A 12,096-nucleotide genomic window follows, 5' to 3' on the forward strand; every position below is an offset into this window, starting at 1 on the left:
ATATAAAAAGAAAAAGATAAGGGATGGGATTGTATGCATAAATTCAAGGTAGGTTCGAATGGTGAGGTAGAGACTACCTTGCGAGGTGCCGAATTATTAGGTGTGCCAATGCTTAATAAAGGAGTTGCATTTACTCAAGAGGAACGAAAAGAGTTAGGTTTAACAGGATTATTACCGCCAGCTGTACTAACACTGGAGGAGCAAGCTAAACGAGCTTACGCGCAATTCTCGTCACAGCCTACTGATTTGCATAAGAATGTAACATTATCAGCTTTACATGATCGTAATGAAACATTATTTTATCGTATACTAACTGATCACTTACCTGAAATGCTTCCGGTTGTCTATACACCGACAGTTGGTCTAGCAATTCAGCGTTATAGTCATGAATATAGAAGACCTCGTGGATTGTATCTATCGATCAATGAAGCAGATAGTATTGAACAAGTTTTTGATAATTACGGAGCAAATGCAGACGAAATTGATTTAATCGTTATTACTGACGGTGAGGGAATATTAGGAATTGGTGACTGGGGAGTTGGAGGTATTAATATTGCAATCGGTAAATTAGCAGTTTATACAGCTGCAGCAGGTATCGATCCAGCACGTGTAATGCCAGTTATTTTAGATGTTGGTACAGATCGTGAAGAACTACTAAATAACCCATTTTATGTAGGAAATCGTCACCCTCGTATTCGCGATAGTCGCTATGATGAATTCATCGATAAGTTTGTAAATGCGGCCGTGGAAAAATATCCAAATGCATTATTACATTGGGAAGATTTTAGCTCTAAAAATGCAAGAAATATTTTAGATAAGTATCGTCATCAAGTTTGTACTTTCAATGATGATATTCAAGGTACTGGAGCAGTATCACTTGCCGCTGTACTAGCAGCAGTAAACGCATCTGGTATCCCATTAAGTGAACACAGAGTAGTTGTATTCGGTTCAGGAGCGGCTGGTATTGGGATCGCTGATCAGGTACGTGATGCAATGGTACGTGAAGGTCTTTCGTTAGAATCAGCAAACCGTTGTTTCTGGTGTATTGATCGCAATGGTTTGCTTGCTGATGATATGGACGGGTTGTTCGACTTCCAACAACCTTATGCACGCCCAGCTGAAGAAAATAATTCAGGTGCAAGCTTAGCTGAGGTCGTTAGTCAAGTTCACCCTACAATATTAATTGGTACTTCAACTGTTGCTGGTGCTTTCACAGAAGAAATTGTTAAAGAAATGGCTGCACATGTTGAAAGACCTGTAATTTTACCAATGTCAAACCCTACACCACTTGCGGAAGCAAAACCTTCTGATCTAATCAAATGGACTGAAGGAAGAGCGTTAGTCGCGACAGGTAGTCCTTTCGCTCCTGTAACATATAACAAAACTGTTTATGTCATTGGGCAATCAAACAATGCTCTTGTTTTCCCAGGGTTAGGACTTGGAACAAATGTTTCAAGAGCAAGTGTAATAACAGATGGCATGTTTGCAGCGGCGGCAGAAGCGGTAGCTCAAATGATCGACGTTAGTAAGTTAGGTGCACCTTTACTACCACAAATCGAGAATCTACGTACTATTTCAGAAGTGGTTGCAATCGAAGTAGCAAAAGCAGCAGTTGCAGATGGCGTCGCACGAGTAGTACATGACGATATTGAGCAAGCTGTACGAAGCGCAATGTGGGAGCCTGCTTACAGACCTATTAAAGCAGCCAAAGAATTAGTTACTGTATAAAAGACCTAAATACAGCTTGTAAATCAAGCTGTATTTTCTTATGACATTTAGTAGTACGGAGGAACATTGTGTTAGCATCTACAAGGCGATATACTAGTAGCAAAAATCAGGAAGTGACAGATTTGAAATCTAATGAACTAGAGATTAAAGATTTCTGGATAGTTGTTGCACTGATGGTTATTATTCCAATAGCAGGGGAACTTAACTTTCATCCATTTGATAATATATTTCGAGTTAGTTTTGGAACACCTATTTTCTTCTTTTCATTATTGTACTTCCGGAATATACACTCTGTTATATTTGGTCTGTTAATAGGAGTATCCGTTTTTGTATTTCGCTTCGGACTTGATTGGTTTGTATTGACGGATTTTAATTTAACTTCATCCTTTTCAGTTAGATTTCCTACTTTTCTATATTATTTCTCCTATTCTGTTTTATTTTATTTATTAAAGCTGAATCGGTACCAACACCCAATGCTCATAGGAATTTTTGGTATTACTATTGAGATTACTTCAAGTTTAATTGAACTAATCCTTCAATTGTATGGAATGGGAGCTACACTTACCGTAGAAGAATTAAACAAAATTATCATTATTGCTGTGTTTAGAAGTTTTTTTGTATTAGCTTTTATCAATATGATGAAGCTTTACGAATTAAGGCTAAAGGAGTCACAAACTCGAAAAGAAAATGAGAATATGCTTATGCATTTATCTAATTTGTATGTAGAGTCTGCTTATTTAAGAAAGACGCTGCAAAATGCAGAAACAATAACGAAAGAATCTTACAATTTATATAGAAACATGAATAAATATAAACATGAATTAGAAGTCCCTATTGAGGAGTGGGGGAGCAAGGCTTTAAGAATTGCTGGAGAGGTACATGAAATTAAGAAGGATAATCAAAGGATTTTTGCTGGACTCTCTAAATTAATTACGAGTGAAAGTTTACCTGAATATATGGGGGTAAATGATTTAGCAACAATGATTATTAGAATCAATCAAAAATATGCTGGTATGTTAGGTAAGAAAATTGAGTTTGTGTCGCAAATTACAGGACAACATCCACAATATCATATTTATCTAATGCTATCATTTATAAATAATTTGGTTGCGAATGCCGTAGAAGCAATAGAATATGAAGGGATCATTCTCATAGCAATCGAAAAAGAGGATCATTGGATTAAATGTAGCGTGATTGATAATGGCCCAGGAGTCCCATCAAAAAATACGAAACTTATTTTTAAACCTGGTTTCACTTCAAAATATAAAGAGGATGGAACCCCATCTACGGGAATTGGGTTATCTTATATTAAAGAAATGGCAGAAGAGTTAGGAGGAGAAGTAACTCTTCATCAAAAAGAGAGTGAATGTATTTTCACGATTCGATTACCTATTGAAAGTCTCGTCGAGAAAGGGTGAGTATGTTGAATTTTTATATCACAGATGATGATGAAGTCTTTCGATCTATGTTATCCCAAATTATAGAAGACGAAGAATTAGGAGATGTTGTTGCAGAGGCGGAAGATGGTTCTTTTTTAGATACTAATACATTAGAAATAAACCAAGTTGATATATTATTTATCGATTTATTAATGCCCATACAGGACGGAATCGAAACGATTAGGAGATTAGGTCCTTCATTTAAAGGAAAAATAATAATGATTTCTCAAGTAGAGTCTAAAGAATTAATTGGCGAAGCATACTCACTTGGTATCGAATATTACATTACTAAGCCACTGAACAAGGTTGAAGTGATTTCAGTGGTCAGAAAAGTCATGGAGCGAATTCGATTAGAGCGGTCAATCCATGATATTCAAAGATCGTTAAGCAATGTTTTTGATGTTCATTCGATAACGAATTATAGACCGAACTCCGATAAAAAGAAAATCACTGATTGGGGACAAGTTTTATTATCCGAGCTTGGGATCGCTGGGGAAAATGGAAGTAAGGATTTACTTGATATCGTCAATTATTTATATGAGTATGAGACGAGTTTTGGATTAGATGCTGGATTTCCAACCTTAAAAGATATATATACTCACGTTAGTTTAAAAAAGCTTGGAATTATCAATTCACAAGAAGAGGTAGAGCGAGAAAGGAAGTCGTCAGAACAGCGGGTTCGTAGGGCGATTTATCAATCATTAACCCATATGGCATCGATTGGCCTTACTGATTATGCGAATCCTAAATTTGAGAATTACGCCTCAAAATTTTTTGATTTTGAAACGGTACGACAAAGAATGAGTGAATTAAAACAAGTATCGGTTACTTCTTCTTCAACACACACACGAATTAATGCCAAGAAATTTGTACAGGTTTTATACTTTGAATCAAAACAACTTTTAGTTGAAAGGTATTAAAAAATGAATTTACAATTACCCTTAATCATTTTGATGAGGGTTTTTTTTATTAAGAACAAATTAAATTAAAAAAATCTAATAATTCATGCCCTATTTATAGCATAGAAGATTTTTATAAGAATAAAATATTATACCTTAATCATTTCTGTATGCGGCCTTCTATGTTAGGGGTGATTTAAATTGGGCTTAGTCGATTGGATAATGGGAAAAATGAATTTTCAATCAAGTACTAGTACTTTTGAGTTATTAAATGATGATGGGGAAGGCCAATTAACTTTAGGAAATACATTGTTTAAAAATGATGTGATCCGGGCGTGTATTAGACCGAAAGCTAATGCAATAGGAAAACTAAAAGTAACGCATGTCAGGGAAAATAGTAAAGAGTGCAAGATTAACCCAGATCCGTGGGTTTTTAATGTACTTCAAGAACCGAATCCATTTATGTCTTTGCAGCTACTTTTAGAGAAAATGGTAACCCAGCTTGAATTGAATAGTAATGCTTTTGCTTTTATAAAACGAAATGACTTTGGCTATCCTACTGCTCTCTTTCCCATTCCTTGTACTACTGTTGAAGTGCTAGAAAATAATCAAGGGTTAATCTTTTTAAAATTCACTTTCAAAAACAAAAATGTACTAATTTTACCTTATAGCGATATCATTCATTTAAGGAAGGATTTTAACAGTAATGATCTGTTTGGAACACCCCCATATGATCCTTTACTGCCATTATTAGAAGTGATTGATTCCGTAGATGATAGTATCGTTCAAAATGTAAGTAACAATCGTTTCATAAATTGGTTATTAAACTTTAAAGAAGTGCTAGATCAAGAAGAGATGATAAAAAATACGAATGAATTCGTAAATAATTATATGAAATATACTGGTGATGGAGTAAAGGCAGGATTTTCAGAACCGACGTATAGTTTACAACAAGTGCCCATAAGTACTTATGCGCCAGAGGCTCAAAGAACAAATGATGCAATCAGTCGAATTTATAGTTTTTTTAATACGAACGAAAATATAGTTCGGAGTACGTTTGATGAAAATCAGTGGAATACGTATAATCAAGCCGTAATTAATCCGTTAGTCATCCAACTAAATAATGAATTTACACGTAAATTCTTTACTCCTGTTGAACGAGCAAATGGTAATCGTATTGTTTTTGAAGCAACTAACTTAGAATTTGCATCGATCGTAACTAAATTAGCATTTTCCGTTATGGTAGAGCGAGCTTCCTTAACTCCTAACGAATGGCGTTCTCTAATGGGGATCGGACCAATTCAAAGAGGCAATGTACCACTTCTAAAAACGGATACTGCTCCAATCGACCAAAGAGAAAGAGATCGTGAATTTGAGTTGCGTGTTGAACGAGAAAAGAAACGTGAAGAAGAAATTGAAAGATGTAGAGAAGAATGTAGAGAAGAATGCAAACAGTTTAGAGAATTTTGTATGGAACAACAGAAAAAACTTTTAGAAAAACCAGAAACCGACGATAAAAACAATTAATAATCAAAAATAGAGCTATTAACTAATTATTAGTTAGGCTTTTTTTTTTCAACAGATATCTAACATAGTTATACTGTAAGGATACTTGTCCGAACACTTTTTCTATTGATTCATATAGTAAAGTAATAGCTAAAATTAAACCAATAATTCATGGAGTTGTTTATATGTTGGAAAAAGATGCGATTATTACCCTTTTAGGTAGTTCTGGCGGAGTAGCAAAAGCAGTACTTTCTATATTTAATAAGGCAGTGGAGGATCCAAATGATCCCATTCACGAGACGATTAGAAATGCCAGGTTTCATTTGATTGATTTAAAGCAAAGAGACTTACCATACTTTGAGAGGATTATTCCTAACCTAATTAAAAAGATTACATTTCATGAGATGAATGTTAATAATATTGAATTAATGAAAAAACATCTTATAGAAAGTAAAACAGTACTTGTAGTAGATGTTTCTAGAGCGGATTCCGTTGAAATGCTGCGTTGTTGTAATGAATTTGGCGTTAAGTATGTAAATACCGCTTTAGAAAGTGACATAGTAGATGAAGATGAAAGTATTAGTTCCGGTTTCCCCCTTAAGGAACGTATACGCATTTTCGAGGAAAATAAAAGAAAGTTTAAAAATACTACCGCAATTATTGGTTCAGGCATGAATCCAGGGATTGTCCAATGGATGGCAATTGATTTAATGAACCAATTTCCTTCTGAAAAGCCTCTTGCATGTTACATTGTTGAACATGATAATTCTTTTTATGAAAACCCTTCGTTAGCTCAAAAAGAAACAATTTATACCACTTGGTCCCCAGATTGCTTCCTAGAAGAAGCAGTTACAAGCTTTCCTATGTTTGTTAAACAAAATATCCCAATCTTCCTTTACGATAATGTTTATTCAGTTGAGTTTAAAGTTAAATTAGGAGAAAAAGTTTTCTACGGTTGTCTTATGCCACATGAAGAAGTATTTATAATCGGAAAACTATTCAATTTAGAAAGTGGTTTTGTTTATCGCGTTAATGAGCATACAACAAATTTAATTAGAAATAATTTAAAAAATACTGATGAAATCATGGGTTTTGATAAAAAGCTTCTAGATCCTTCAACAGCTCCGTTAGTAGGAGAAGACTTAGTTGGGGTTTTACTTGTATATGAAAATAAAGAGCGTTACATCTATAATGTAATGAACAACAAAGATTCCTTCGCGGGGTATGGTACAAATGCAACTTATCTTCAAGTAGCTTGTGGAGTATATGCAGGAGTTGCAAGTTTATTTTTGGATACTGTCGAAAATGGTGCTTACTTTGTAGACGAATTATTATTAAATACGGGCAGCCAATATGGAAAATATCTAAAGTACCATATGCCTGAGTTCGTATATGGAGAAAATAAAAACAGTGATGGCTTACTTTTACAAAGAATGAAGTCATATAATAATTAAAAGTTGAAAGAGGGAAATAATGGATCCCTCTTTTTTATATTGTTTACAACAAAATTTTTCTATTTTATAAAAACGGTGTTTTTTATGAAAATTATTATTTTTTTATGGAAGAAATTAAGTATGTAGTTTTTGAATGAACAAACCCCTTTCGTCTTAGACTATGGCTACGGGGAGGTTTCAACATGAATCTTATAACAAATTTCCGAGAAAAAAGAAGAGATAAGCAAATTAAATTTGAAAAATGCTTATTAAAAGAATTAAGAATAATGCAGTTAAAATCCCAATTAAAGGATTCATTTTCATACTTTATAGATGCAGATAGTAACCAAAGAAAAGCACGAGAGGACTACTGTTTAGAATTAGCAGTAGAGACATACTTACTTGGTGCAAGATATAGTCGCTTTGGTTTTTATGGTGAACCAATAGAAAACGTAAAAAAAAGATCAGCAAAGGAATCCGAATGGTTAGCTTATTTATTTTATTCTTCAGTATTTGGCCGTAAGGATGATATCCAAACTGAACCATTTAATCAATGCAAATCCTTTTTAAATAACTGGTGGTTAGATGGTTATGTAAAAGGGGAAAGAAGGCACAAACTTCGTTTATCAAAGTAAGTCATATTCTTCCTAGTTGTCCCATATATTTTTTATAGGACAATCAGGGGGGAAGAAATGAAAAGATGGCATTTAATCATAATCATTGTAACCTTTGTTTTTTTGATATTATGTATACCTTTATTACAGAAGACTTCAAAAACCTGGAATTTTAGAGGATTACCATTAGATGGAAAAGTTATCGTTTTAGATGCCGGACACGGTGGACCAGACGGAGGGGCCTCAGGTGGAGATGTTATTGAAAAAGTTGTTGCATTATCCATAACAAATAAACTAAGGGATTATTTACAAGGCCAAGGCGCTACAGTCATTATGACAAGGGATGGTGATTATGATCTAGCAGAGGAAGGAATGAAAGGATACAGTAGAAGAAAAAGCGTTGATTTAAGAAAAAGAGTCGATATAATTAATGGATCGAACGCAGACCTATACATATCAATTCATTTAAATTCCTTACCAAGAACATCCTCTAAGGGTGCTCAAACATTTTACTATGGTTCATTAATCGAAAATGAGCGGTTTGCAAAATACGTTCAAGCAGAACTAAGGGATAGTTTAAATAATACGCACCGATTAGCTAAAATTATTAATCATGTTTACTTAATGAAATATGCCAAAGTTCCAGGTGCGCTTGTTGAAGTAGGCTTTTTATCGAACTATGAAGAGAGCCAGCAATTAAGAGATGAAGCATATCAAAATAAACTTGCTGCAGCAATTTATAGAGGAGTCATACGATATTACACTGATAAAAATGACCCGCCGAATTAACAAGTGGTGTATGATAAAATCCCTCAAACTTCATGGTTTTCAAGATCAGTTCTAAAATAGAATTGAAAAGATTATATTTTTGGGACTTGTCTAAGATTAGAACCGCCGAATTACTCGGTGGTTTTCATTTTTTACATTAAGGATAAATGGGGGCAGTGGTGAAGAAATATCGATGTAGTCTTCACTTTAAGGATTGAGCTGTCTTCGCCTAAAATGTTCACCAATGAGCGAGTTTTCTTTATCTAAGAATGTTACTTAAGACTAACTAAGATACATGTGTTATACTATTTAGTATATTAAGATAACGAGGTGTAAATATGCTTACCAATGAACAAGTATTATCACTTTTAGGTACAATTAATGAGCCATTTTTAAATAAATCATTAGTAGAATTAGATGCAGTTAAAGAAATTTCGATAAAAGATGAAAAGAAACATGTAAGCGTTAAAATTGCTTTATTAAAAACAGGTAGTGCAGAACAGATGCAAATTCAAACGCAAATTGTTCAATTATTAAAGCAAAATGGTGCAGATACAGTAGGAATTCGTTTTACTGAATTTACAGAAGAAGAAAAAAGTCAGTTTGTCGAAACAAGTGATGACGATGCACACTCAACGCTTTCATTATTAGATAATAAAAAAGTACAATTTTTAGCAATTGCTAGTGGAAAAGGTGGGGTAGGAAAATCTACTGTTTCTGTGAACTTAGCAGTTGCTTTAGCAAGATTAGGCAAAAAAGTAGGAATCATTGATGCTGATATTTATGGCTTTAGTGTACCTGATATGATGGGAATTACGACAAGACCAGTGATCAGAGGGGAGCGCATTATACCAGTTGATCGATTTGGAGTAAAAGTAATTTCAATGGGATTTTTTGTTGAAGATAATTCGCCGATTATTTGGAGAGGTCCAATGCTTGGTAAAATGTTACAGCAGTTCTTCACGGAAGTTGAATGGGGAGATTTAGACTATTTATTACTAGATCTACCACCAGGTACTGGTGACGTAGCATTAGACGTGCATAGTATGTTACCATCTTGTAAGGAAATTATTGTTACAACTCCACACCCTACAGCGTCAATTGTTGCAGCTAGAGCGGGAGTTATGGCATTAAAAACAAACCATGAAATTATTGGTGTTGTAGAAAATATGAGTTATTTTGAAAGTAAAAAAACTGGAGAAAAAGAGTATGTTTTTGGTAAAGGTGGAGGAGAAAGACTTGCAAAAGAGCTTCAAACTACCCTATTAGGACAATTACCTTTACAACAACCGGATTGGGATGAAGCGGACTTTGCACCTTCAATTTATGATAAAGACCACCCGACTGGGAAAATCTATACTACGATTGCAGAACAAGTAGTCGAAAAAATCATATTAACTAAATAATAGACAATACCCTTTTAATTTATTGCTTGTTTTATTAGTAATGGCTGTATTTTTAGCCTTGACTGATATAGAAATGAATTATTAGGGTATTTATGTGGTTTAAAAAGTTAATAAAGTTTTATATGAATGATTTATTTAGAAAAAATCGGAATTACTTTGTGGACATGGGGGATTAGGAATAGAATGACGAGTCGGAAATGGGTTCGATTATTTTTAACAACGTTACTAGTTGGCGGAATTGCAACAATTATTACAGGTATTCTTTATGGGTATAAAGAGTATTTAAGTTACGTTCAAGATGTTAGAATTGGAAAATTATTAGTTGAAGTATCTTTTTTATTTATATTAGGGTTAGTATTCAGCGCTGTAAGTCAGATGGGATTCTTTGCCTATTTAACAATTCATCGTTTCGGGTTAGGTTTATTTAAGTCATTATGGAATCCAGTTCAAATTATTTTGATTGTACTAGCCTTATTTGATCTGGCATATTTTCGATATAAAGAATATGCACACGGAGAAGCTCTTACAGGATATTTAATATTCCCAATAGTCCTTTTAATAGCTAGCCTGATCGTTGCCTTTAAAAAAACAAAAGAAACAAACAATGGAGCATTTATACCTGCACTATTTTTTATGATTGTTGTAACAGTAGTTGAATGGTTCCCTGCATTAAGGCAGAATGATCTTTCTTGGCTAATATTAATGTTAGTACCTTTATTTGTATGTAATACGTATCAGTTATTATCTTTACACAAAATAGTAAAAAAATAATTGCGTACAATCAATCGGAAAACTACAGAAAACTAACAGAGTCCGTCCTAAAAGTCAGTTTAACTGTCGCACAGTCGGTTTGCACTGGCAAACCTTTACGACTCTTATTTCAAATAAAAAAGATGATGTCCCTAAAATGATACACTTTTGGGACATCATCTTTTTATTTTACAATTTTGATACTTGTTTTAGTATTGGATATCATTTGAGAAACAGTTACGCTTTTATACCCTTCATCTTTTAAATAGGACCAGATTAATGGTAGTGCTTTCGGTGTTTGCAGTGCGGAATCACTTGCATGAAGGAGAATGATGTCTCCAGAATCAGCATTTTTTTCTACGCTTTGAACAATTTTATTTGTTCCCGGGTTTCTCCAATCATCAGTATTAACGCTCCAATGAATGACAGAGAGATTATTCCGATTAGCAATTTTAATCACTTCTTTATTATATTCGCCATTAGGTGGTCTAAATAATTTAACGTCTTTTATGCCTAATCGAGTAAAAACTTCTGCTGAGTAATTTAAGTCTCTTTGCATTTCTACTGGAGATAATTGAGTATAGCTTTTATACCGATATCCAAGTGTTCCAATTTCATGGCCTTGTTTTACAATTGTTTGCACAATGTCCGGATGTCTCTCTGCCCAAGATGCGGATAAGAAAAAGGTTGCATTCGTGATTCTTTGATTTCGTAAAACGTCTAACACTTTTAGTACGTTCTCATCTCCCCAGCTAATATCGAACGTAAGAGCGACATTTTTTTTGGAGGGATCACCTTTATAAATTGCCATTGGACCTTTATTAGTTGAAAATGTTGAAAATGTTTTAGGTGCTTGTATATAAACTAAGCAAGCTGTGAAAAATGCAATAATAGTAATTAAGGATAGTTGCTTTAATTTCCTTTTTGAGGTGATGTAAAAGTAAAAAAGCATAAAATCGCCTTCTTTCTTGTCCAAGTTCTTATATTAAGGATATGAGATTTAGCAGGCTTGTATGCTTTAAAACAAAATTATTAAATGTTTAAAGTATTAGAACAATAAAAATTTCTGCTGGATTAACAAAATTGTTAATGGATAGAAGTTTTCTCGGAGTGATTTTATGTTTGGGGTAATACTTAATAAGGAACATGTGTTAGAAATCGAATCGCTTATCATACGTTCGCTTTATGAGTTGGACAAAGAGTTATCGTCAAATGAAGTAAATGATCGGGTTAAAAGTGAAATGCTCAAGAAGAAGAAAATCTTATATGAAGTTTATTGTAGACTTCCTTTATGAGAGGATACATAAAGGATTAGGCCTGTTTTTTATGTATACTATCGAGAGTATTTGATGGTAGAGATAAAAAATATAAAAAATATCATAATTTGTATTGACGGTTTAATTGGATACGTGTTATATTATTTCTTGTCCTCAGCGACAACGACTTGGTTAACTTAATTTAAAAAAGAATTTTAAAAAATGTTGACAAGCATTATTGCCAAATGGTAATATTAAAAAGTCGCTTCTGAGCGATAGAAAATGAACTTTGAAAAC

At 33.7% G+C, this 12,096-nt stretch carries 11 protein-coding genes; 10 read left to right on the forward strand and 1 reads right to left on the reverse strand.

The window, feature by feature from the left end:
* The first annotated feature begins 33 nt into the window (after window positions 1-33).
* The 9 genes from CN692_RS25275 to CN692_RS25315 all read left to right on the forward strand — a co-directional run bounded on the left by CN692_RS25275 (window position 34) and on the right by CN692_RS25315 (window position 10,564).
* Window positions 34-1,728: an NAD-dependent malic enzyme gene (locus CN692_RS25275; RefSeq protein WP_098121879.1), complete on the forward strand. Its 1,695-nt coding sequence runs from the start codon at window positions 34-36 to the stop codon at window positions 1,726-1,728.
* Between the two features lie 122 nt (window positions 1,729-1,850).
* Window positions 1,851-3,146, forward strand: coding sequence for a sensor histidine kinase (locus CN692_RS25280; RefSeq protein WP_098121889.1), 1,296 nt, complete (start codon window positions 1,851-1,853; stop codon window positions 3,144-3,146).
* 2 nt (window positions 3,147-3,148) lie between these two features.
* Window positions 3,149-4,087, forward strand: coding sequence for a response regulator (locus CN692_RS25285; RefSeq protein ID WP_373605058.1), 939 nt, complete (start codon window positions 3,149-3,151; stop codon window positions 4,085-4,087).
* A gap of 180 nt (window positions 4,088-4,267) precedes the next feature.
* A complete protein-coding gene (locus CN692_RS25290; protein ID WP_098121881.1) occupies window positions 4,268-5,593 on the forward strand; it encodes a phage portal protein in 1,326 nt (441 codons plus the stop codon).
* 164 nt (window positions 5,594-5,757) lie between these two features.
* On the forward strand, window positions 5,758-7,026 hold the full coding sequence (locus CN692_RS25295) for an S-adenosylmethionine decarboxylase related protein (protein WP_098121882.1): 1,269 nt from the start codon (window positions 5,758-5,760) through the stop codon (window positions 7,024-7,026).
* Between the two features lie 182 nt (window positions 7,027-7,208).
* Window positions 7,209-7,640: a DUF2521 family protein gene (locus tag CN692_RS25300; protein ID WP_098121883.1), complete on the forward strand. Its 432-nt coding sequence runs from the start codon at window positions 7,209-7,211 to the stop codon at window positions 7,638-7,640.
* A gap of 57 nt (window positions 7,641-7,697) precedes the next feature.
* The gene (gene cwlD / locus CN692_RS25305) at window positions 7,698-8,408 is read left to right on the forward strand and encodes an N-acetylmuramoyl-L-alanine amidase CwlD (RefSeq protein ID WP_098121884.1); all 711 of its coding nucleotides are present in this window, start codon (window positions 7,698-7,700) and stop codon (window positions 8,406-8,408) included.
* Between the two features lie 317 nt (window positions 8,409-8,725).
* Window positions 8,726-9,793, forward strand: a complete 1,068-nt coding sequence (locus CN692_RS25310; protein ID WP_098121885.1) for an Mrp/NBP35 family ATP-binding protein — start codon at window positions 8,726-8,728, stop codon at window positions 9,791-9,793.
* A gap of 183 nt (window positions 9,794-9,976) precedes the next feature.
* Window positions 9,977-10,564, forward strand: a complete 588-nt coding sequence (locus CN692_RS25315; RefSeq protein ID WP_098121886.1) for a KinB-signaling pathway activation protein — start codon at window positions 9,977-9,979, stop codon at window positions 10,562-10,564.
* Between the two features lie 163 nt (window positions 10,565-10,727).
* Here CN692_RS25315 and pdaB read toward each other — a convergent pair whose 3' ends face one another.
* Window positions 10,728-11,495, reverse strand: a complete 768-nt coding sequence (gene pdaB / locus CN692_RS25320) for a polysaccharide deacetylase family sporulation protein PdaB (RefSeq protein ID WP_098121887.1) — start codon at window positions 11,493-11,495, stop codon at window positions 10,728-10,730.
* A 166-nt stretch (window positions 11,496-11,661) separates the two neighbouring features.
* Between pdaB and CN692_RS26435 the strand changes: the two genes are divergently transcribed.
* Window positions 11,662-11,838 carry a hypothetical protein gene (locus tag CN692_RS26435; RefSeq protein ID WP_179865596.1) on the forward strand — a complete coding sequence of 59 codons (177 nt, stop codon included), beginning with the start codon at window positions 11,662-11,664 and terminating at the stop codon, window positions 11,836-11,838.
* The last annotated feature ends 258 nt before the right edge of the window (window positions 11,839-12,096 follow it).

It is taken from the genome of Bacillus sp. AFS002410, from assembly GCF_002556365.1.
Classification (GTDB): Bacteria; Bacillota; Bacilli; order Bacillales; family Bacillaceae_G; genus Gottfriedia.